Annotated in this window: 18 protein-coding genes and 2 pseudogenes; 7 read left to right on the forward strand and 13 right to left on the reverse strand. The window is 60.6% G+C overall.

Going from position 1 to position 22,544, the window contains the following annotated elements; all coding sequences use genetic code 11:
- From WBB95_RS15105 to WBB95_RS15115, 3 genes and pseudogenes are all read right to left on the reverse strand, one after another.
- Positions 1–702: pseudogene (locus WBB95_RS15105) on the reverse strand (DUF4129 domain-containing protein); the annotation flags it as partial.
- Positions 689–1,669 (reverse strand): stage II sporulation protein M, encoded by a 981-nt coding sequence (locus tag WBB95_RS15110; RefSeq protein WP_424488321.1) that lies wholly within the window; start codon positions 1,667–1,669, stop codon positions 689–691. The gene WBB95_RS15110 and the pseudogene WBB95_RS15105, both read right to left, overlap by 14 nt.
- Positions 1,666–2,358 (reverse strand): RDD family protein, encoded by a 693-nt coding sequence (locus tag WBB95_RS15115; protein WP_424488322.1) that lies wholly within the window; start codon positions 2,356–2,358, stop codon positions 1,666–1,668. Before WBB95_RS15115 ends, WBB95_RS15110 begins: the two co-directional genes overlap by 4 nt.
- Positions 2,359–2,524: 166 nt before the next feature.
- Here WBB95_RS15115 and sbcB point away from each other — a divergent pair, with 166 nt between their 5' ends.
- Positions 2,525–3,952, forward strand: coding sequence for an exodeoxyribonuclease I (sbcB, locus tag WBB95_RS15120; RefSeq protein ID WP_424488323.1), 1,428 nt, complete (start codon positions 2,525–2,527; stop codon positions 3,950–3,952).
- Positions 3,953–4,042: 90 nt separating this feature from the next.
- Here the strand turns inward: sbcB and mvaT are convergent, their stop codons facing one another.
- Positions 4,043–4,417 carry a histone-like nucleoid-structuring protein MvaT gene (gene mvaT, locus WBB95_RS15125; protein WP_005790963.1) on the reverse strand — a complete coding sequence of 125 codons (375 nt, stop codon included), beginning with the start codon at positions 4,415–4,417 and terminating at the stop codon, positions 4,043–4,045.
- 350 nt (positions 4,418–4,767) lie between these two features.
- Between mvaT and purU the strand changes: the two genes are divergently transcribed.
- Positions 4,768–5,616 (forward strand): formyltetrahydrofolate deformylase, encoded by an 849-nt coding sequence (purU, locus tag WBB95_RS15130; RefSeq protein WP_015885632.1) that lies wholly within the window; start codon positions 4,768–4,770, stop codon positions 5,614–5,616.
- Between the two features lie 131 nt (positions 5,617–5,747).
- Here purU and WBB95_RS15135 read toward each other — a convergent pair whose 3' ends face one another.
- The 5 genes and pseudogenes from WBB95_RS15135 to WBB95_RS15155 form a co-directional block, all read right to left on the reverse strand.
- A complete protein-coding gene (locus WBB95_RS15135; protein ID WP_424488324.1) occupies positions 5,748–6,857 on the reverse strand; it encodes a lysylphosphatidylglycerol synthase transmembrane domain-containing protein in 1,110 nt (369 codons plus the stop codon).
- Positions 6,854–7,597, reverse strand: a complete 744-nt coding sequence (locus WBB95_RS15140; protein WP_424488325.1) for a DUF2334 domain-containing protein — start codon at positions 7,595–7,597, stop codon at positions 6,854–6,856. Before WBB95_RS15140 ends, WBB95_RS15135 begins: the two co-directional genes overlap by 4 nt.
- The gene (locus tag WBB95_RS15145; protein ID WP_424488326.1) at positions 7,590–8,711 is read right to left on the reverse strand and encodes a glycosyltransferase family 4 protein; all 1,122 of its coding nucleotides are present in this window, start codon (positions 8,709–8,711) and stop codon (positions 7,590–7,592) included. The genes WBB95_RS15140 and WBB95_RS15145 overlap by 8 nt, the downstream gene beginning before the upstream one ends.
- An 83-nt stretch (positions 8,712–8,794) precedes the next feature.
- Positions 8,795–9,559 (reverse strand): methyl-accepting chemotaxis protein, encoded by a 765-nt coding sequence (locus WBB95_RS15150; RefSeq protein WP_424488335.1) that lies wholly within the window; start codon positions 9,557–9,559, stop codon positions 8,795–8,797.
- A 93-nt stretch (positions 9,560–9,652) separates the two neighbouring features.
- Positions 9,653–10,684: pseudogene (locus tag WBB95_RS15155) on the reverse strand (HAMP domain-containing protein); the annotation flags it as partial.
- A gap of 202 nt (positions 10,685–10,886) precedes the next feature.
- Here WBB95_RS15155 and WBB95_RS15160 point away from each other — a divergent pair.
- Entirely contained in the window at positions 10,887–12,365 is a 1,479-nt protein-coding gene (locus WBB95_RS15160) for a helicase HerA-like domain-containing protein (protein WP_424488327.1), read from the forward strand.
- A 3-nt stretch (positions 12,366–12,368) separates the two neighbouring features.
- Here the strand turns inward: WBB95_RS15160 and WBB95_RS15165 are convergent, their stop codons facing one another.
- Positions 12,369–12,824: a DUF721 domain-containing protein gene (locus WBB95_RS15165; RefSeq protein ID WP_424488328.1), complete on the reverse strand. Its 456-nt coding sequence runs from the start codon at positions 12,822–12,824 to the stop codon at positions 12,369–12,371.
- Between the two features lie 305 nt (positions 12,825–13,129).
- On the opposite strand from WBB95_RS15165, the gene secA reads away from it, so the two are divergent.
- From secA to WBB95_RS15180, 3 genes are all read left to right on the forward strand, one after another.
- On the forward strand, positions 13,130–15,865 hold the full coding sequence (gene secA / locus WBB95_RS15170) for a preprotein translocase subunit SecA (protein ID WP_424488329.1): 2,736 nt from the start codon (positions 13,130–13,132) through the stop codon (positions 15,863–15,865).
- A gap of 124 nt (positions 15,866–15,989) precedes the next feature.
- Positions 15,990–17,207 (forward strand): bifunctional glutamate N-acetyltransferase/amino-acid acetyltransferase ArgJ, encoded by a 1,218-nt coding sequence (gene argJ / locus WBB95_RS15175; protein ID WP_424488330.1) that lies wholly within the window; start codon positions 15,990–15,992, stop codon positions 17,205–17,207.
- A 20-nt stretch (positions 17,208–17,227) separates the two neighbouring features.
- Entirely contained in the window at positions 17,228–18,172 is a 945-nt protein-coding gene (locus tag WBB95_RS15180) for a Nudix family hydrolase (protein ID WP_424488331.1), read from the forward strand.
- A gap of 124 nt (positions 18,173–18,296) precedes the next feature.
- Here the strand turns inward: WBB95_RS15180 and WBB95_RS15185 are convergent, their stop codons facing one another.
- Genes WBB95_RS15185 through WBB95_RS15195 form a run of 3 tightly spaced genes read right to left on the reverse strand, consistent with a single transcriptional unit; the run spans position 18,297 to position 21,878 of the window.
- Positions 18,297–18,875 (reverse strand): cob(I)yrinic acid a,c-diamide adenosyltransferase, encoded by a 579-nt coding sequence (locus WBB95_RS15185; RefSeq protein WP_424488332.1) that lies wholly within the window; start codon positions 18,873–18,875, stop codon positions 18,297–18,299.
- Positions 18,876–18,877: 2 nt separating this feature from the next.
- Complete coding sequence (locus WBB95_RS15190; protein ID WP_424488333.1) at positions 18,878–20,914, reverse strand: ATP-binding protein; 2,037 nt, start codon at positions 20,912–20,914, stop codon at positions 18,878–18,880.
- Between the two features lie 46 nt (positions 20,915–20,960).
- Positions 20,961–21,878, reverse strand: a complete 918-nt coding sequence (locus WBB95_RS15195) for a putative 2-dehydropantoate 2-reductase (protein WP_424488334.1) — start codon at positions 21,876–21,878, stop codon at positions 20,961–20,963.
- Positions 21,879–22,001: 123 nt separating this feature from the next.
- On the opposite strand from WBB95_RS15195, the gene WBB95_RS15200 reads away from it, so the two are divergent.
- Positions 22,002–22,487 carry a YajQ family cyclic di-GMP-binding protein gene (locus WBB95_RS15200; RefSeq protein WP_076017433.1) on the forward strand — a complete coding sequence of 162 codons (486 nt, stop codon included), beginning with the start codon at positions 22,002–22,004 and terminating at the stop codon, positions 22,485–22,487.
- The last annotated feature ends 57 nt before the right edge of the window (positions 22,488–22,544 follow it).

Raw genomic sequence — 22,544 nt, forward strand, 5'->3', positions numbered from 1 at the left:
CTCCAATACGGTACGACGGTTGAGGTAAAGGCTGAAACCGCAGGCAACGTAAATGGGCTCCCAGAACACCAGCACCAAGGCGTAGAAGGCGTTGCTCAGATGCTCCAGCCATAGCCCTTCCGAGCCCGTCGCGAGTATCAGCCGTTGCCAGTCCCAATCCAGTTCAACCTGTTCAGGAATGAACAGATAGAACAGCGCCATGCAGCCGAACCACAGGCCGATCTCCACGTGCACGCCGAGGATGGTCAGCCATCTCGCAGCACCCGCGTTACGTTGTAGCAGCACACCCAGACGTTGCTGGCGCGCTTGCCCATCCAGCCCTTCGAGTTGACTTACCGGCAGCACGAAACTGCGACTCAGGCTTAGCCGCCGCCAGGTGAGGCTGGCCAGCAACTGGCTTTTGAGTAGCTGCGGCCAATGGCGCAATGCGTCTTTGACTCCGGGTGTTTCGCCAAACAGTGCCTTGGACAGGATATACAGCGGCAAGCGGTCGAACGCGGGTTTGAGCCACCAGAAAAGGAACATTGCGATTGAGGGGTGCTTCCAAAGCAACGCGGTGAGCAAGGCAAATACCGGCAAGCTCATCAGCGCCCAACTGCTCATCAGCAACAGGCGATGTTTACGTGCCATGAGCACACCCAGGTCCATGGCTTCCCAAGTTGTACGGGGACGAATCACTACGCTCGCATCACTCAGGCGCATGGCGAGTCCGTCCGGCGAAAATCAGATAAGTCGCCACCAGCAGCCAAAGCGCAGTGCCGACAGAGTATTTGACCCAAGGCGCCAGGGCCGTGGTGGAAGACCAGTAGGCTTCGATAAACGCTGCGATCAGCAGGAAAATCATGACACCGCAGAGCATCTGTACGCTTTTGCGCGCGGCCAAACCAAGGGATTCACTTCGAGCCAGTTGCCCTGGCGCGATCAGCGCCCAGCCGAGTTGCAAACCGGCCGCTCCGGCCAGGGCGATGGCGCTGAGTTCAAAGGCACCGTGGCCGATGACAAACGACCAGAACGTCTGACCATAGCCAATTTCGGTGAGGTGGCCGGAGACAGCCCCGATGATCAAACCGTTGAATATGAGGAAGAACACGCTGCCCAGGCCGAACAGCAAGCCGGCGGCAAATGTCTGGAAGGCGATGCCGATGTTATGCATCACGTAGTAGCCAAACATCATCCAGTCTTCGCTGGAGGCGCGCTCGGCGGCGCGGCCCAGGCGGCTGGCGTCGGGGTCATACATGCTTTGCATCTCGGCAACCTGCTGCGGGCTGATGATGCTGTAGATCAGGTCGGGAAACAGGTAGACCAGCAAAGCAATCCCCACCAGGCTGCCAAAAAACAGCACGCTGGCGATCAACACGAAGCGCCACTGTTCGCGCACCAGGCGAGGGAAACCTGCCAGCACGAAGCTCAATACGTTCGCTCCCAATTGACTGCGGTGGCGATACAACTGTTGATGGCCGCGCAGCGCCAGTTGTTGCAAAGGGTCTACCAAGTAGCTGCTGTAGCCGCGCTCCTGTGCCAAGGCCAGATGCTGGCATAAATGTCGGTAGTGATGAGGGAATTCGGCCATGCCAGCTGCCTTGGCTTTGCCCTGCTCCAACTGTTTCAGTTGTTCCGCAAAGGCTTGCCATTCGGCCTGGTGACGGCTCTCGAACAGGCTCTGTTTCATGTCGGGCCCAACAAGCCACGGGCCACGCCGTTGAGTTGCTCCACCGCCCGCGCTGGAGATACTTGGAGGGGCGCGGCGAGAATGGCGGCCAGTTCCTGTACCCGTTCGGTGGATAATTCACCTTGGCGTTCGGCGAAGCCGAGGAGGGCGCGCTGTTCGCTAAGGTCCAGGGCGAAGGGCAGGCGCAGGGCGGTAGCGTGAGGTATCTGCGGGCGGATCAGTGGCTGCTCGCGGTAAACCACCAGGGTGCCGGCGGCCAGGTCGCCGAGGCGTTTGAAGTGGGGATGTTGCAGGCAACTGATGGCGCCGAGGAAGTAACCGAAGGGCAACATGTCGATAAAACGCAGCAGGTTGCGGATCAGCGACGCGGACCAGCCAACAGGTGTGCCGTCGTCCTGTATGACCCGCAGGCCCATGACTTGCTTGCCAGGGGAGCAGCCCTGATTGAGTACTTCGAACAGCACCATGTACCACCAACTGACCAGGAACAGCAGTAGTGAGCCCAAGCCAATACCAATGTTGCCCAGCAGGGCCAGCGGTATCAGCAGGACACCGATGATCAAGCCACGTACGCCCAGGTCAAAAGCGAAGGCGAGCCCGCGAGGCAGCAGGCCTGCGGGGCGCAAGGGCAAGTCGATGCCCTCCGGGGTCTCGATCTGGTAACGGGTATCCAAAGGGGCTGATGGCATTGCGATCCCTGGCAGTGCGAAGCGGTTGAGAGACACGGATGCTAGCAGCGTCGACGCTGGAAGCAACCACTCAAGGTTTTGCTGGATGTTTGTACAGTCAAGGTATCGCTGGCCCGGACACCTTGCAGCGCCTAGACTTTGTCGATCTTCAGCACAGGAACAGCCCGTGACGACCCTTTTCTGGTACGACTACGAAACCACTGGCATCAACCCGCGCAGCGATCGGCCGTTGCAGGTCGCCGGTATTCGTACCGACCTCGAACTCAACGAAATCGCCCCGCCGGTCAACCTTTACTGCCGGCCCAGCGACGACATCCTGCCCCATCCGGCTGCCTGCGCGATCACTGGCATTACCCCTGCCGTGCTCGCGGAAAAGGGCTTGGCCGAAGCCGACTTCATGACTCGCGTGCACGCCGAGCTGGCCGCGCCGGGCACATGCGGAGCCGGTTACAACACGCTGCGATTTGACGATGAAATGACGCGCTACAGCCTGTACCGCAACTTTTTTGACCCTTACGCCCGCGAGTGGCAGGGCGGCAACAGCCGCTGGGACTTGATCGATGTGGTCCGCACCGCTTACGCGCTACGCCCGGAAGGCATTGTCTGGCCCGAGCAGGACGGGCGCGTCACCCTCAAGCTTGAGCGCCTGACCGAGGCCAATGGCATTGACCATGGCCAGGCCCACGATGCCTTGTCGGATGTGCGGGCTACCATTGCCTTGGCGCGTCTGGTTCGCGAGAAACAGCCCAAGCTCTTTGAATGGCTGTTTCAACTGCGCAGCAAGCAACGGGTAATGGATCAGGTGCGCCTGTTGCAACCGATGGTGCATATCTCCGGGCGCTTTTCCGCCGAGCGTCATTACCTGGGTGTGGTGCTGCCTCTGGCCTGGCATCCGCGCAATCGCAATGCATTGATCGTCTGTGACCTTGGGCTCGACCCACAGGGGTTGCTCGACCTGGATGCCGATACGCTGCGCCGACGCCTCTACACTCGCCGTGATCAGTTGGCCGAAGGTGAACTGCCGGTGCCACTCAAGTTGCTGCATATCAATCGTTGCCCGGTTGTCGCCCCTTTAAACGTGCTGCGGGCGCAAGACCGTGAGCGGCTTCAGTTGGATATGGATGCCTGTCAGGCGCGCGCACTGCGACTAACTGACGCACAGGAAGTTTGGCGTGACAAGTTGGCGGCCGTTTACGCCGAGGAAGACTTTGCGCCGAGTCATGACCCTGAGCAGCAGCTCTACGACGGTTTTATTGGTGATCGCGACCGTCGTTTATGTGAACAAGTGCGCACGGCCGAGCCGGCAGATCTGGCGCGTCAGCAGTGGCCGTTTGATGATGATCGTTTGCCGGAATTATTGTTTCGCTACCGTGCTCGTAACTTTCCTGACACCTTGAATAACGAGGAGCAAGAGCGCTGGAAACTTTTCTGTCAGCAACGTTTGTCGAACCCGGAGTGGGGCGCGCCCAATACCCTTGAGGCATTTAAGCTGGCACGCGAGGAGTTGGCTGTTAGTGCTACATCGTTTCAGTGCCAGGTGCTGGATCAATGGCAGGAATATGCCGACTCTTTAGCGGCTCGTCTGGACCTGTAGTCAGGTAGTTGCAAAATATTCGAACAATAAAAAACGCCAGCAAGCTGGCGTTTTTTATGTGTTGCGGATCAGGCGTGCGCCTGGCGAAGCTTAGCCCAGCAGGGTAGCCCAGCCTTCAACTACGTCGCCGCCCCACTTGGCTTTCCACTCTTTCAACGTCTTGTGGTTGCCACCTTTGGTTTCAATCACTTCACCGTTGTGCGGGTTCTTGTATTGCTTGACCTTGCGAGCACGCTTGGTGCCGGTAGTTTTCACAGCGCCGCGCGGTGCTTTAACTTTCGACTCTGGATCCAGCAGCGCGATGATGTCGCGCAGGGATTTGGAGTATTCACCCATCAGCGTACGCAGTTTGCCTTCAAATTCCAGCTCGGTTTGCAGCTTGTCGTCTTGGGACAGGTTCTTCAAACGGGCTTGCAGCTCTTTGATAGCTTCTTCGGTGGCGCGGTATTCGTTGATCAGAGACATGTGGACTACCTTATGTAGAGCGCTGATTGACAGGGAGAGTGGCCTAATAATAGTCAGGCAATTTCCCCAAGTAAACATTTAAGGATGCATTTAGGTGAATTAGTTTGAATGTTTGCAACCCTGCTATGCAATCGAGTTAATTAGTAGGTGTCAGGTGTAAAGATTATTCTGCTTATTTTTTGATAACTGGCCAAACGCGCCGTTTTACGCGCATGTAGTGCGGGTAAAACCTTACGCTATTAAGGGCTGTCGCCACGGCCAGGGTGCAGAATAAGCCGCAATGAATACTGCAGTTTTTCTGCGCAATCGCTAGAATGGCGGCCTTTGCGAAGTTCTGGAGTTTCCCCCTAATGCGCACTTTTCGGCTGGTGATTGCTTGCCCGGACCGGGTTGGCATCGTTGCCAAAGTCAGTAACTTTCTGGCTTCCCATAACGGTTGGATCACCGAGGCGAGCCATCACTCGGACAATCTCAGCGGTTGGTTTTTCATGCGTCACGAAATCCGTGCCGACACGCTGCCCTTTGGTCTTGAAGCGTTCCGCGAGGCGTTCGCGCCGATCGCCGAAGAGTTTTCGATGACCTGGCATATCACCGACACCGAGCAGAAAAAGCGCGTGGTGCTGATGGCCAGTCGTGAGTCCCATTGCCTGGCCGACTTGCTGCACCGCTGGCACAGCGATGAGCTGGACTGCGAGATCGCGTGCGTGATCTCCAACCACGATGACCTGCGCAGCATGGTCGAATGGCATGGCATTCCGTATTACCACGTGCCGGTCAACCCACAGGACAAGGAGCCGGCTTTCGCCGAGGTCTCCCGCCTGGTCAAGCAGCACGAGGCTGACGTGGTGGTGCTGGCGCGCTACATGCAAATTCTGCCGCCGGAACTGTGCCGCGAGTACGCCGGCAAGGTGATCAACATTCACCACAGCTTCCTGCCATCGTTTGTCGGGGCCAAGCCCTACCACCAGGCGTCCCTGCGTGGCGTGAAGCTGATTGGCGCAACGTGCCACTACGTCACCGAAGAGCTGGACGCCGGTCCGATCATCGAACAGGACGTGGTGCGCGTCAGCCACAGCGACAGCATTGAAGACATGGTGCGTTTCGGCCGTGACGTCGAGAAGATGGTGCTGGCCCGTGGCCTGCGTTATCACCTCGAAGACCGCGTGCTGGTGCACGGCAACAAAACCGTCGTGTTCTGATACCGGCGGCTTTTGATTGAACAAAGAAGGGCCTGGGCGTTAAATCGTTCCAGGCCCTTTTCTTTGCTCGCCCACCCATCAGGACACCACCATGACCGATCCACTCGATAAAGCCACGTCCAGGGCGCCCGCTACGTTGGGCGAGGGGTGTCTGAGCCGTTATGACCCGGATGCGCTGAGTGCCGAGGACGGCACGGACTTCCCGGAGGCTGCCGGGTTGTGGAAGCAGTTGCAGGAGCAGGACGAACTCCCCGCGCCCCCTGAAAAACACGCTTGAGCAGCGGTTTGCCGACCATCAATAGAAATACCGGCGCGCCCGCCAACAGATAAAAGTAATAGGTCACCGCCCGCCAGATCAAAATGGCGGCTGCCGCGGTGGCCTTGCCCACCATCGGCGCCAGCAGTGCCGCGGACGTCAGCTCCGCCGCACCGGCACCGCCCGGCGACAGGCTGAATTGCCCAGCGGTCAAAGACAGCATCTGGATCAGGAAGCACCAGGCCCACTGCACGTCCCCGCCCAGCCCGCGCAGTGCCAGGTACAACACGCTGTAACGCAACAGCCAATGCAGGGATGTCAGCGCGAACACCGCGCCCAAGGTATGCCACGGCAGTTTGAGGGTTTGGGTGAAGGCCGTCAGAAAGTGCAACACCCTGCGTGCCCAGCGCCGACGGGTTGCTGCGTGCACCTTCATGGCCTTGAGCGCCCGGCCTGCCAGTCGAATCAACGGGCGATGAAAACGCGCCATGGCCAGGCATCCCGCCATCGCGGCCACCATCGACACGGCGCTGAGCCCCAGCAGCCATTCCAGGCGAGGACTGAGGCTGTGGAACAGTGCATACAGCGCGATTCCCACCAGTGCGCAGAGGAAAAACACCAAGTCGCTCATCTGGTCCATCGCGAACACCGCGCTGGCGTGGGCCGGGCGTATGCCGTTGCGGGCCAACAGGGCCATCATGGTCAGCGGTCCGCCGCTGCCGCCGGGCGTGGCGCACATGGCGAACTCCGTCGATATCACCACCCCCAGGCTTCTGAGCCGGCTCATCCGGTGGCGCTGCTCGCCCAGCAAAAACCACAGGCGCAGGCTGTTGATCAGCCAACACAGGATGATCATGCCGACCATCACCACCAGTTGCGGTCGTGGGAATTGGTGCAGGCGCGCGAGGGTGTCGCCGCCGCCCAGCACGAAGGGGACCAACAGCGCGACCAGCAAGGCCAGCGCCAGCCAGATCAGCCGTCTCATGGCTGTGTCGCCAGCCAGGCAACCTTGGTCAGCGGGGTGCGCCCGGCGTCCAGCAGGCGTTGCAGGGCGTCAAGCCAATAGCGGCGGGACAACGCGTGACGCATGTCCACCGGGTGCAGCCCCAGGCGGATGACTGGCGTTGTCTGCCAGCGCTGTTCGCGGCGCTCGCTGATGCATTTGGACACCCGCCTGCGCCAGGCGCTGCGAGCACTCCAGACCAGTCCCGGGGCGTCGACTGGCGTGAAGTCGGGCAGACGATATAAATGGTGTGGGTCGCTGGTGTAGGTCAGCGGCAATTGGCGAAGTGCCTGCCGGGTGCCTGCGCTCATCAGCCAGGCGGGCGCGACAAAACCGTGCAATGGCCAGTCATTGCGATGGAAGACTTCAATGCCCGCGCGGATTCGGTCCAGGGCATCAGCGTGTGACAGCGAGTAGAACTCGCCCTCGTGGGTATACACGCGCCGCATGAACCACTCTGTTGGCGTACGCGGCGCGGGTTGATCGTCGCAATGGTAATAACCGTGCAGGGTCAGTTCATCGCCTTTGGCGACGCGGCTGTCCAGCAGTCGACGAAAATCGCCCTGGGCGGCGAGGTCGTCGTGATGGTGGAAGTCGGGCACCACCAGCCAAGTGATCGGTACGTTGCCCAAGGCGTCGACGGCTTCGACAAAGGGCCGATAGTCGGCCCACGTGTGCGGCGCGACGTCATGCAGTACCAGCACTACCGAGCGCTCAGCCATGGGATTGCAACGGTTTTTGCTGGCCCAATACGGCGTGGTAATGGCCCAGCAGGCTGTCTACCACCGAGTCCCACGCGTAATGTTGCTCGACATGGCTTCTAGCCTGGGCGCCCAGGCGACGGCTGTCGGCACTGAACAACTCGCGCACGGCGTTGGCCATTGCCCTTGGGTTATTGGGCGAACACAGCAGGCCGCAGCGCTCGCTGACAATCTCATTAAACGCACCGGCCGCCACGGCAACCACTGGGATGCCACAGGCCATGGCTTCCAGAATCACCAGGCCGAAGGTTTCCTGATCGCCGCCATGCAGCAAGGCATCGGCACTGGCCATCAACCTCGCGACATGGGCGGCGGGGCGGAACCCATCAACCACTGTGACGTTGTCCGGCACGCTGGCGGGCATGCCGGAACCCACCAGCAGCAAGTGGTACGCGTCCCCCAGGCGTTTCATGCAGTTGAGCAGCACCGGCAGGTTTTTTTCTTTGGACCCGCGCCCGGCGAATATCAACAGGCGGGTGTCTTCGCTGACGCCCAGTTCGGCGCGCAGGCCTGGCTCCCGCGCGCTCGGAGTAAAGGTTTGCAGGTCCACGCCCAGCGGCTGCACGAACACGTTTTTCACGCCAAGCCCGCTGAGCTTGTCGGCCATCACTTGGCTTGGCGCCAATACCCGGTCGAAATTGCCATAGAGCTTGCTCACATAGGCTTCAACGTTGGGAGTGAACCATGGCCCCATGCGATTGCTCACCAACAGCGGCAAATCGGAATGGTAAAAACCGATGACTGGCACATCCAGCTGCCGCCGGGCATCCAGCGCGGCCCAGGCCGTCAGGTAGGGGTCGCCAACCTCGATCAGATCGGGCTGTAAATCGTGCAGGACGTTTCTCCATGGCGCCAGGCGCAGGGGGAACCGGTAGCCTTTGCCGAAGGGCAGGGCAGGCGCCGGTACCTTGAATATCCCATCCTGTTCGCTCAAGTGCGCGCCAGGGATCAGCAGGCTGTGGCGAATGCCGGGCTTGAGTGCCAGGCGTCGGTGCTTGGCGTCGAGATAAGTCCGTACGCCTCCGCTGGCGGGGGCGTAGAACATGGTTATGTCCGCGATGTGCACGATGAACATCCCTCAGATCCGTTGCTCTCCTTATCGTGGACCTGAGGCAAACACAGATGTTCGGTTGGGATGTGCGCAATGCGGATCGCAGGTCAGATGCGGAAGCTGCCCACCAATTGTTTCAGGCGCGCGGCCTGCTGTTCCAGGTCGGTACACGCGCGCAGGGTGGCGTGCAGGTTTTCCACGCCTTCCTGGTTGAGGGTGTTGATCTCGGTGATGTCCATGTTGATCGACTCCACCACCGAGGTCTGTTCTTCGGTGGCGGTAGCCACTGACTGGTTCATGCCGTCGATTTCGCCGATGCGCTGGGTCACGCTGTTCAGGCGTTCGCCGGCCAGGTTGGCGATTTCCACGCTGTCCTGGCTGTGGCGCTGGCTGTCACTCATGGTGCTGACCGATTCACGGGCGCCGACTTGCAGTTCCTCGATCATCTTTTGCACCTGTTGCGCCGATTCCTGGGTGCGATGGGCCAGGTTGCGCACTTCGTCGGCGACGACCGCAAAACCACGCCCGGCTTCCCCGGCACGGGCGGCCTCGATCGCTGCGTTGAGTGCCAGCAGGTTGGTTTGCTGGGAGATGCTGGTGATCACTTCCAGAATCTGCCCGATATTCACCGTCTTGCTGTTAAGCGCTTCTATATTGCTGCTCGACGCGCTGATCATCGCGGACAACTGCGTCATCGCCTTGATATTGCGATCAACCACCTGCTGACCGTCTTCGGCCAAGTGCCGTGCATCGCTGGCCTGGGTAGACGCCTGTGCGGCGTTGCGTGCAATTTCCTGCGCGGCGGCGCCCAGCTCGTTGATGGCGGCGGCGACGCTGTTGGTGCGGTTGGCCTGCTCGTCGGAGTTGACCATTGATGAGTTGGAGGCGCTGACCACGCGCAGTGCCACTTCATTGACCTGCTCGGTGGCCGAGGACACTTCGCGAATCGACGTATGAATTCGCTCCACAAAGCGGTTGAAGGCGTTGCCAAGGGTGCCGAACTCGTCGTTATTCTGGATGGTCAGGCGGCGCGTCAGGTCGCCCTCGCCATCGGCGATGTCCTGCATGGCGCGGGTCATCACGTGCAGGGGTTGCAGCAACACGCGGATCAACATGCCCAGCAGCGCGATGATGATCACCACGGCAATCAGGGTGGCGATGACCGCCGAGGTGCGAAATTCGCTGAGCATGGCGAAGGATTTGTCTTTATCCACCGAAATGCCCAGGTACCAGTTCACCGATGGCAAGCCTTTGATCGGGGTAAAGGTCACGATGTTGTCTTTGCCGTTGGCCTGCACTTCGCTGAAGTCGCCACTGATCTTCGGCGTGTTGTTTGGGTACACGTCGGCCAGGGTCTTCATCACCAGGTTTTTGTCCGGGTGCACCAGCACTTTGCCATCAGCACTCACCAGGAATGCATAGCCCATGCCGCCGAAGTTCAGCGCGCCGATGTTATCCACCAGGGTTTGCAGGCTCAGGTCGCCGCCCACCACGCCGATGCTCTGGCCGGCTTTGGCACTGGGCGTGGCGATCGAAATGATCAGTTGGCCGGTGGCGGCATCGATATAGGGTTCGGTCAGCGTTGAGCCATTGCTGCTCTGGGCGCCTTTGTACCAAGGGCGAACCCGTGGGTCGAAGCCGTCCGGCATCTTGGTGTCGGGGCGGATGGTGAAGGCGCCTTTGCTGTCGCCGACGTAGGTCGCCATGAACGAGGATGTCAGGGCTTTCTGTTCCAGCAGGGTGGCCACCACCGCGGGTTCCGGGTTGATGGCAATGTTTTGTGCGGCGTTTTCCACCAGGGCAATGCGCCCGGTGAGCCAGGTCTGGATGTTGCTGGCGGTGACATCGCCCATTTCATGCAGGTAATTATTGAGGTCGTCGCGAATCGCGTTGCGCTGCAGGTAGTCGTTGTAGAGGGTAAACAGTGCGAAGGCGGCGATAACGATAAGGGAGGCTGCAAGCAGGATTTTGTGGCTGAAGCGCAGATTTTTATTCATGGCTTGTAGGGTCCGCTAAGGTCTTAATATCCGAAGCGCGTCCTCGTAGGATGCGCAAAATGACAGTGTCAAAAAAGGTGTGTTACTTCTTCTGATAGCTCCGTGGTCCCTGTAGGAACTATCTGACCTATTTTTAGACTTTGTGGGTCTCACACTGTCTGTATCGACCTGGCTGTACTAAAGATTAACCATAGGTGACGAAATGCCTGACTCCTCGCAACTCCTTATCGGCGCTGGCTTAGATGGCCAGCCTATCGCCCAGGCCATGCGTCTGGCCAATCGCCACGGGTTGATTGCCGGCGCCACGGGCACGGGCAAAACCGTCACGTTGCAGCGCCTGGCGGAAGCCTTCAGTGAGGCGGGCGTGGCGGTGTTTGCGGCCGATATCAAGGGTGATCTGTGCGGGCTGGGTGCTGCGGCCAACCCGCAGGGCAAGGTGGCCGAGCGCATCGCGGGCATGCCCTTCCTTAATTACACGGCGAAGGCCTATCCGGTGACGCTGTGGGATATCCACGGGCAATCAGGTCATCCGTTGCGCACCACCATCAGCGAAATGGGGCCTTTATTGCTCGGCGCGCTGTTGGAGCTCACCGACAGCCAGCAATCGGCGCTCTACGCAACCTTCAAGGTGGCGGACCGCGAGGGCCTGTTGCTGCTGGACCTCAAGGACCTCAAGGCACTGCTCAACCACCTGCGTTATCACCCGGAACTGCTGGGCGACGATGCCGCGCTGATGACCACCGGTTCCAGCCAGGCGTTGTTGCGGCGTTTGGCGGTGCTGGAGCAGCAGGGTGCCGAAGCCTTGTTTGGCGAGCCGGCGCTGCAACTTGAAGACATTTTGCAGCCCGCCAGCGATGGCCGTGGGCGCATTCATTTGCTGGACGCCAGCCGCCTGGTGCATGAGGCGCCGAAGGTCTACGCGACCTTTCTGCTGTGGCTGTTGGCCGAGTTGTTCGAGCAGTTGCCGGAGCGTGGCGATGCCGATAAACCGTTGCTGGCGCTGTTTTTCGACGAGGCGCATTTGCTGTTCGCAGACACGCCCAAGGCGTTGCAGGATCGCCTGGAGCAGGTGGTGCGCCTGATTCGCTCCAAAGGCGTGGGTGTTTATTTTGTCACGCAATCGCCGAGTGACCTGCCTGACACGGTGCTCGCGCAGCTGGGCCTGCGCATCCAGCATGGCCTCAGGGCTTTCACCACGAAAGAGCAGAAGTCCTTGCGCGCAGTGGCGGACGGTTTCAGGCCTAACCCGGCGTTCGATACCTTGTCGGTGCTGACCGAGTTGGGCACCGGTGAGGCGTTGGTGGGCACCTTGCAGGAAAAAGGCACGCCGGAAGTCGTCCAACGCGTACTGGTGGCGCCCCCGCAATCGCGGATCGGGCCACTCAGTGACGGCGAGCGCGCAGCGCTGATCGCCAGTTCGCCGTTGCTGGGGCGGTATGACAAGCCGATTGACCGGGAGTCGGCCTATGAAGTGCTGATGGCACGCAAGGACCTCGGGACGTCCGAGGAGGCCAAGTCGACGGCCGAAGAACCGAGCTTCACCGATAAGGCCGGCGCGTTTTTGGGCACCACGGCTGGCAAGGCGCTCAAATCGGCGATGCAGCAGGCGGCGAACCAGATGGGGCGGCAATTGGTGCGTGGTTTGTTGGGCTCGTTGCTGGGCGGCAGCAAGCGCAAGTAATGCTCAGGGTTTGGGCTTGGCGTGGGCGGCGAGCCGCTCCAGTGCCGCGCGCAACCCTGGGTCGCTGATGCCGTCGGCGGTTGCCTGAATGGTTTCGGCGGCGATTTCCGAGAGGTCCATGGTGTGCCCCACTGCGCCTTGCTGCACGGTGGGCGGTTGCACCTTGAACTGGATGCGCGTCAGGCTGGCAAATTCATCAAACGCCATCAATTGTCGCTGCAGGCGTTTTTGCTGGTAGCGCAAACGGGTGGCCCAGTGGCCGTCGGTGACAATCAGCAGCAAATTACCTTCACGCCAGGACGCCACGTGACAATGTTCACGTGCGGCCGGTTGCAGTTGGCTTTCGAGCAGGCGTTGCAAATGGCCCAGGCGTTGCGCGTGGCCAAAGATGGCTTTTAACGGCTTGGCTTCGCGAAGCAACACGCTGGGCGCGCGGGCTGTAAGAGGGCGAAATGCCATGTTTAGACACCTTAGGTAACAGAGCGGCCATCTTAGCAGAAAGCACCCCTGTGCCCCCAGGCGATGCGTCGACCGGGCGTTGCTCATGAAATCAATAGGTAACTTCTGCGTTCCATGGGTTGAAGTTCCAGCAAAAGCCCTTATTTTAAACAGGCCCTCTCACAGCGCCATGCCAGCATCGAGGAATAACGCCACTTTCCTCACCCACGATTCCGGGTAGAATGCGCGTTCGCATGCGGCCGTGAGGGCTGCTCGGGCCACTCACGGTGCGCCCTCCATCCCTATGTGTGGAAGAACCTGCCGATATGTTTGCGCCTTTGTTAAAGAAACTTTTTGGAAGCAAGAATGAGCGCGAAGTTAAACGCATGCTCAAGACGGTGCAGCTGGTCAATGCCTTCGAAGAGCAGATGGTTGCCCTTTCGGACGAGCAATTGCGCGCCAAGACCCAAGAGTTCAAGGCCCGCATAGCCAAAGGTGAAACCCTCGACAAGCTGCTTCCCGAAGCCTTTGCGGTTGCCCGCGAAGCCGGCAAGCGCGTCATGGGCATGCGCCACTTCGACGTCCAGTTGATCGGCGGCATGACCTTGCATGAAGGCATGATTGCCGAAATGCGTACCGGTGAAGGCAAGACCCTGGTGGCAACCCTGGGTGTTTACCTCAACGCACTGTCCGGCAAGGGCGTGCACGTTGTGACGGTGAACGACTACCTGGCCCGCCGGGACGCCAACTGGATGCGCCCGCTGTATGAATTCCTCGGCCTGTCCGTCGGCGTTGTCACGCCGTTCCAGCCGCCGGAAGAGAAGCGTCTCGCCTACGCCGCCGACATTACCTACGGCACCAACAACGAATTCGGTTTCGACTACCTGCGCGACAACATGGCGTTCAGCATGGAAGAAAAATTCCAGCGCGAACTCAACTTTGCCGTGATCGACGAAGTCGACTCCATCCTCATCGACGAAGCCCGTACCCCGCTGATCATCTCCGGCCAGGCCGAAGACAGCTCGCGCCTGTACACCGAGATCAACAAGTTGATCCCGCGTCTTGAGCAGCACATCGAGGAAGTGGAAGGCGTGGTGACCAAAGAAGGTCACTTCACCATCGACGAGAAGACGCGCCAGGTCGAACTCAACGAAGCCGGTCACCAGTTCGTCGAAGACATGCTGACCCAGATCGGCCTGCTGGCTGAAGGCGAGAGCCTGTACTCGGCGCACAACCTGGGCCTGCTGACCCACGTGTATGCCGGCCTGCGCGCTCACAAGCTGTTCCATCGCAACGTTGAATACATCGTGCAGGATGGCCAGGTTGTACTGGTCGACGAACACACCGGCCGTACCATGCCGGGTCGTCGCCTGTCCGAAGGCCTGCACCAGGCCATCGAAGCCAAGGAAGTGCTCAACATCCAGGCCGAAAGCCAGACGTTGGCATCCACCACCTTCCAGAACTACTTCCGTCTGTACAACAAACTGTCCGGCATGACCGGTACAGCCGACACCGAAGCGTTCGAATTCCATCAGATCTACGGTCTGTCGGTGATGGTTATCCCGCCGAACAAGCCGCTGGCGCGTAAAGACTACAACGACCTGGTGTTCCTCACCGCCGAAGAGAAATACGCCGCCATTGTTGCCGACATCAAAGAGTGCATGACGCACGGTCGCCCGGTTCTGGTGGGTACAGCCACCATCGAAACCTCCGAGCACATGTCCAACCTGCTCAACAAGGAAGGCATCGAGCACAAGGTGCTCAACGCCAAGTTCCACGAAAAAGAAGCCGAGATCATTGCCCAGGCCGGTCGCCCAGGCGCACTGACCATCGCCACCAACATGGCCGGTCGCGGTACCGACATCCTGTTGGGCGGTAACTGGGAAGTGGAAGTGGCTTCGCTGGAAGACCCGACCCCTGAGCAGATCGCGCAGATCAAGGCCGACTGGCAGAAACGTCACCAAGCGGTACTGGAATCCGGTGGCCTGCAGGTGATCGCTTCCGAGCGTCACGAATCGCGCCGTATCGACAACCAGCTGCGTGGTCGTGCCGGTCGTCAGGGTGACGCCGGTTCCAGCCGTTTCTATCTGTCGCTGGAAGACAGCCTGATGCGCATCTTCGCCTCGGACCGGGTGAAGAACTTCATGAAGGCCCTGGGCATGCAGTCCGGTGAAGCGATCGAGCACCGCATGGTGACCAACGCCATCGAGAAGGCCCAGCGCAAGGTAGAAGGCCGTAACTTCGACATTCGCAAGCAACTGCTTGAGTTCGATGACGTCAACAACGAACAGCGTAAAGTGATTTATCACATGCGTAACACGTTGCTGGCCGCCGACAACATTGGTGAGACCATCGCCGACTTCCGTCAGGACGTGCTCAACGCTACTGTCAGCGCTCACATCCCGCCACAGTCCCTGCCTGAGCAGTGGGATGTTGCCGGCCTGGAAGCTGCGCTGAAGGCTGACTTCGGTGTCGAGCTGCCGGTTCAGCAGTGGCTGGACGAAGACGACCACCTGTACGAAGAGACGCTGCGCGAGAAGCTGATGACCGAGCTGCTGCTCGCGTACAACGAGAAAGAAGAGCAGGCGAGTGCCGAAGCACTGCGCACCTTCGAGAAGCAAATCGTACTGCGCGTGCTGGACGACCTGTGGAAAGACCACCTGTCGACCATGGACCACCTGCGTCACGGCATCCACCTGCGTGGCTACGCCCAGAAGAACCCGAAGCAAGAGTACAAGCGCGAGTCGTTCACGCTGTTCTCCGAGCTTCTGGATTCGATCAAGCGCGATTCGATTCGCGTGCTGTCCCACGTTCAGGTGCGTCGCGAAGACCCGATCGAGGAAGAAGCACGCCTGCGTCAGGAAGCCGAGTCACTGGCTGCACGCATGCAGTTCCAGCATGACGAAGCGCCAGGCCTGGAAGCGCCTGAAGTGTTGGGCGAAGAGGTCGATGTGGCCCTGGCTCAAACTCCGGTTCGCAATGACCAGAAGCTGGGCCGCAACGAACTGTGCTGGTGCGGTTCGGGCAAGAAGTTCAAACACTGCCACGGCGAAATCAACTAAGATTTTTGCCTGACGCTGCAACACCCCGCGCCGCGACCGGCCTTTGCCGTCGCGGCGTTTTGCCATTAATTTCACCGTCGCTCACGACGGCACACACATCACCTCATTTTTAAGGAGCGCATTCATGGCTGTTGGTCTTGGTCCTTTGCCCACATTGCACCCGGTTGCCGGTTTTGAACTCGGTATCGCTTCGGCCGGCATCAAGCGCCCGGGGCGCAAGGATGTGGTGGTGATGCGCTGTGCCGAAGGCTCGACCGTCGCCGGTGTGTTCACCCTCAATGCGTTCTGCGCCGCGCCGGTGATCCTGGCCAAGCAGCGTGTGGCCGGTACCATTCGTTACCTGCTGACCAACACCGGCAATGCCAACGCCGGCACTGGCGAGCCAGGCCTGGTGGCTGCCGCGCGCACCTGCGCCAAGCTGGCCCAGCTTACCGGGGTCGATGCCAGCCAGGTGCTGCCGTACTCCACTGGCGTGATCGGTGAGCCGCTGCCGGTCGAGAAAATCGAAGGCGCCCTGCAAGCCGCGCTGGACGACCTGTCTGTGGATAACTGGGCCGCGGCCGCCACTGGCATCATGACCACCGACACCCTGCCAAAAGGCGCGAGCCGCCAGTTCGTGCACGACGGCGTGACCGTCACCGTGACCGGTATCAGCAAGGGCGCGGGCATGATCCGCCCGAACATGGCCACCATGCTCGGCTACATCGCCACCGACGCCAGCGTCTCCCGCGATGTGCTGCACAGCCTGATCCTCGATGGCGCGAACAAGTCGTTCAACCGCATCACCATCGATGGCGACACTTCGACCAACGACTGCTGCATGCTGATCGCCACCGGCCAGGCTGATCTGCCGCAGATCACCGAAGCCAGCGGTCCGCTGTTTGCCGCGTTGAAGCAGGCGGTGTTCGACGTGTGCATGGAGGTGGCCCAGGCCATCGTGCGTGACGGCGAGGGCGCTACCAAGTTCGTCACCGTTGAAGTCAACGGCGGCGGCAATCACCAGGAATGCCTGGATGTGGGCTACACCGTGGCTCACTCGCCGCTGATCAAGACCGCACTGTTCGCCTCCGACCCGAACTGGGGCCGTATCCTCGCCGCTGTGGGCCGTGCCGGCGTGCCGGACCTGGACGTGAGCAAGATCGACGTGTTCCTCGGCGACGTGTGTATCGCCAGCCGTGGCGCCCGCGCTGAAACCTACACCGAAGCCCAGGGCTCGGCGGTGATGCAGCAGGAAGAAATCACCATCCGCATCGAGTTGGGTCGCGGTGAGTGCAGCGAAACCATCTGGACCACCGACCTGTCCCACGAATACGTGAAGATCAACGCGGAATACCGTACCTGATAGCCAAGAGGATAAGCGCGGTGAAACGAGTGCATGTAGCAGCAGCGGTGATCCGCGGTGTCGACGGCAGGATCCTGCTCGCGCGCCGCGCCGATACCCAGCATCAGGGCGGCCTCTGGGAGTTTCCCGGTGGCAAGGTGGAGGCCGATGAGTCGGTCGCCACGGCCTTGTCCCGCGAATTGCAGGAAGAACTGGGCATCCAGGTCACCACGGCGCGGCCGCTGATCAAGGTGCAGCATGACTACCCGGACAAGCAGGTGTTGCTGGATGTTTGGGAAGTGTCGGAATTTACCGGCGAGCCCCATGGCGCCGAAGGGCAACCGCTGGAATGGGTGGCACCTCGGGATCTGCCGAACTATCAATTCCCGGCGGCCAATGCACCGATTGTTGCAGCGGCGCGCTTACCCGCCGAGTACCTGATCACGCCGGGCGAACTGGAAACCCCGACGCTGCTGCGCGGTATTCAGAAAGCCATTGCTGGCGGCATCAAGCTGGTTCAATTGCGCGCGCCGAACGGTTACGACCCTAAATACCGTGACCTGGCGGTGGACGCGGTGGGCCTGTGTGCCGGCAAGGCGCAATTGATGCTCAAGGGGCCGTTTGAGTGGCTGGGGGATTTCCCGGCGGCCGGCTGGCACATGACCTCGGCGCAACTGCGTAAATACGCGAGCAAAGGGCGTCCGCTGTCGAAGGACCGCTGGTTGGCGGCATCGTGTCATAACGCTGAAGAACTGGCGCTGGCGGAAATGATGGACGTGGATTTTGTCACGCTGTCACCGGTGCAGCCGACCCAGACCCATCCTGACGCCCAGCCTTTGGGTTGGGAGCAGGCGGCAGAGTTGATCCGTGGGTTCAGCAAACCGGTGTTTCTGTTAGGCGGGCTTGGGCCTGCCGAGCGCGAACGGGCTTGGCACGCTGGGGCTCAGGGCGTTGCGGGCATTCGGGCGTTTTGGCCGGAAGTTTGATGTTGTTCTGACGGGCCTCTTCGCGAGCAAGCCCGCTCCCACATTTGACCGAGTTCCACCCTTGGAATGCAGTCAAATGTGGGAGCGGCTTGCTCGCGAAGGCGTCAGGGCAGACGCCTCATAATTAATGTGGCTTCGCCGCCGCCTGCCACAAAATCTCCGCAACACCCTGGCGCTTGGCAATCACCCGCGCCGCCACAAACAACAAATCCGACAACCGATTGATATACGCCAACCCCACGCCTTCCAACGGCTCAACCGTATTCAAGTGCTGACACCGCCGCTCGGCACTGCGCGCGAGGCTGCGGCACACGTGCGCCTGGGCGATCAGTGCGGAGCCACCGGGCAAGATGAAGTTTTCCAGCGGCCCGACTTCCTCGTTCCAGCGATCAATCGCCGCTTCCAGCCGGTCCACTTCCGCCGCATTCAGCGCCTTGTACACCGGCATGGCCAGTTCGCCGCCAAGGTCGAACAGGCGATGTTGGCAAGGTGTCAGCACCTCGATCACCTCATTGAGTTGCGGATGCTTGCCGCTTTGTTCTTCCAGGTTGGCCAGCAGCAAGCCCAACTGACTGTTCAGCGTATCGACCTCGCCAATGGCCTCCACGCGCGGGTGGTCCTTGGGCACGCGACGACCGTCGCCCAGCCCCGTCTCGCCCTTGTCGCCGGTACGGGTGTAGATCTTCGACAGGCGAAAGCCCATGGTCATTGCTCCAGTTGCGTGAGTTCGTAGGCGGGTATTTGGCTGCCGGCCAACGGCAGGCGTAGCGTGAAGCAGGTGCCTTGGCCGGGGGTGGAGTGCACCTCCATCTGGCCTTTGTGGTTGTTGGTGATGATGAAATACGACACCGACAGCCCAAGCCCGGTGCCTTGGCCGATCTCCTTGGTGGTGAAGAACGGCTCGAAGGTGCGTTTGCGCACGTTTTCGCTCATGCCGATGCCGTTGTCTTCCACCTGGATCTCCGCCCAGGGCGGGTTCAGGCGAGTGCGCAGGATGATGCGCCCCGGCTCACTGTCGGCCTCGCGCAGGTGAATCGCCTGCGCGGCGTTTTTCAGCAGGTTGAGCAGTACCTGTTCCAGCTCGTTGGCAGTGCCAGGCACCGGGCCGAGTTGCGGGTCGAACTGGCGGATGATCGCCTGGCCCTTGAAGTCGAAGCCAATGGTGAGGTCGAAGTCGTTACCGGCAATTTCCACCGCCTGGTCGATCAGTGCCGGCAAATCACACGGCGCCATCTGGCGATTGCTGCGGCGGCTGAAACTGAGCATATGGGTGACAATCTTCGCCGCGCGCGCGCCAGCCTGTTGAATGCCATCGAGCAATTGCGGCACTTCACGGCCTTGCAGGTAACGGTTGACGGTGTCCAGCTCAATGCCTGCCTGTTCGGCGTGTTCCAGGTTCTTCGGCAAGTCGGGGGACAGGCGGCGGCGGATGTTCTGCACGTTGTGCAGGATCGCCCCCAGCGGGTTATTGATTTCGTGGGCCATGCCCGCCGCCAGGCCGCCGACGGAGAGCATTTTCTCCGACTGCACCATCATTTCTTCCAGGGACAGGCGCTGGGTGATGTCGTCGATACGGATCACTACACCGCGCCCGGCGCCGCCCATCAGTGGGTAGAAGGTCAGGGCGTAATGCTTGGGCTCGTCATCCTTGACCCAAGTGACGCGCTCAATGCGTTCCACGCTGTGTTGCTCAACCGTGGCCTTGATTTGCGGCAGGTACGGCTTGAGCGGCTGGAACGCGAGGAAAATCGGCTGGTTCAGCGCTTCATCCAGGCGTGTGCCGGAAAGCGCACTGGCCTCCTGGTTCCATTGGGTGACGTAAAGCTGCTCGTCCAGGGCGATCAGTGCTGAAGGCATCGAGTCGATGATGCTGTTCAAGTAATTCTGGAAACCGGTGAGTTTTTTCTCGATCTTGCTGCGAACCTGAACTTCCAGTTCCAGCTTGCGGTTGGTATGGCGCGTCTCTTCGGCCAGGCCCTGGGCCTGATCGTAGGCGGCCTGGGAATCGTCACGCGCGCGCTTAAGCTGCTGCTCGCGGGCTTCGATGCGCGACAACATGGTGTTGAAGGCTTCGGCCAGGCTGCCGATTTCATCATGGTTGCCGCGTCCGGCGCGCAGGGCGTAGTTCTCCTCGCGGGTCACCTGGCGCGACAGCTCTTCAAGTTCGTGGATCGGGCGGGTGATCAGGCGTTTGATCTGCCGGGCGATGACCAGCCACAGCAACACGCTGAAAATCAGGATGCCCAGGCTGGCCGTCAGCGTGCCGGTGTAGAAGGCCACCGGCAGCTCACTGCTGGCCACCAGCAGCAAGTGCCCGGAAGGCTGGCCGACGCGGGGCAGGGTGATGACCTGGTTGCTGCGAAACTCGGTGACGCGCCAGGCTTCGATATGCCGGTAGTTGTCCGGCAGGTGCAAGCGGTTGCCGTGCTGCATCTGCGCCAGGCGGTTGCCATCGCCGTCGTATAACGCGGCGGCGCGCAAGGGTGAATAGCTGGTCAACTCATTGAGCAGCGCTTCGGCCTTGGCCGGCGACTCGATGGCTTCGGCGGCAAGGGACGGGTTGGAGACCAAGCGGCCAATGGCCTGCAGGGCCTGGGGCGCCATGCTTTCCTGGGAAATCCAGTAGGCGGCACTGATAAACGTCAGGTTGGCCACCAGCAACACGGTGGTCAACAACACCAGCAGGGCGGCCAGCAGTTTCTGCCCTACCGGTAGATTTTCAAGACGCTGGCGCAGTGGCATCAGGGTTTTTCCAGGTGATAGACAGGTAGGCAGGGTAGCGCGTGCCTCAGTTGCTGGCCAATCCGCGTGCACCTAAGTAGTCGACCAGCCGCGCCTGTACTTGTTGCAGATGCGGCAAGACCAATTGGTGGCGGGCGGCCGCCTGGCAAGCGTAGCCCAGCAGGTAGCTGATTTCGGTGCGCCGCGCGTTGGCCACGTCCTGGTACATGGAGGAATAGTTGGCGGCTGTGGCGTGGATCACCCGCTCCACTTCGCTGTGCAAGTCTTCGGCCGCCGCCGGCTGGCCGCAGCATTCGAGCAGCTCGGTCAGTTCGGCGCACAGGGTGGCGACTTCACACTGATGGTCTTGCAGGCCGCCGTTGCGGCATTGGTAAAGCACGGTCAGGGGATTAATCGCGCAATTGAGGGCCAGCTTGCGCCACAGGCGCGTAAGAATGTTGGTGCTCCATTCGTGGGGAATGCCGGCGGCGTGCAGGTCGTCCAGCCACAGCGGCGGCGTCGGGTGGGCGGCGTCTCCCAGCCAGGTGTAGCCATGGCCGGCGAACACCACGCGCCAGTCGCCGTCGCGAAACGCACCTTCGGTGCTGGACGCGAAGATGCAGCGCGCCTGGGGCTGTTGCGCGGCGACCGCGTCCTGGCTGCCGAGGCCGTTCTGCAGCAGGATCAGTTCGGCGTCCGGCACCAGTCGATGTTGCAGCTGTGCGATGGCGCTTTCGGCGTCGTAGGCTTTGCACGCTACCAACAGGCGATTAATCGGCTCGGGGTTGTCAGGCGTTTCACCCATGACGGGGTAAGTCTGCTCCAGGCCATGTTCCACCAGTGTCAGCCCATTCCCGGCTTGATAACTCGCCAGGCGTGCGGCGTCGCGCAGGATCAACCGCACAGGCACGCCGGCGCGCGCCAGGCGCGTGGCCCAGAGTGTGCCCAGGCTGCCGGCGCCGAGAATATGCCAGGTGGTCGACATCAGTTTGTGCTCCGTAGGGTCGCCTGCAGTGAACGGGGCGAAAGAACCGCTATAATGCCTCGGCATTTTAGCTCGGGCGCGCTCCATCTCTACTGAGCCCGCCCCTTATATTGGAGAAATGACATGCCTTCGTTCGACGTGGTATCCGAACTGGACAAACACGAAGTCACCAACGCCGTCGAGAACGCCGTCAAGGAACTGGACCGTCGCTATGACTTGAAAGGCAAGGGCAGCTTCGAATTCAAGGAAAAGGACCTGACCGTCAACCTGACCGCAGAAGCCGATTTCCAGCTGGAAGCGATGATCGAAATCCTCAAGCTGTCCCTGGTCAAGCGCAAGATCGACGCGCAATGCCTTGAAATCAAGGACGCCTATGCGTCCGGCAAGCTGATGAAGCAGGAAGCCGTGCTCAAGGAAGGTATCGACAAGGAGCTCGCGAAGAAAATCGTTGCTCACGTCAAGGATGCCAAGCTCAAAGTCCAGGCTTCCATTCAGGGTGAACAAGTGCGCATCACCGGCAAGAAGCGCGACGACTTGCAAGAGGCGATCGCGGCCCTGCGTGCCAAGACCTTCGACATGCCGCTGCAGTTCAATAATTTCCGCGACTGATGGCGATTTGGGGAACCCGTTGGCGTTTTTGACGTCCCACGCCCCACAGTCTGTGCC

The sequence above is a fragment of the Pseudomonas sp. genome (assembly GCF_049645325.1).
Classification (GTDB): Bacteria; Pseudomonadota; Gammaproteobacteria; order Pseudomonadales; family Pseudomonadaceae; genus Aquipseudomonas.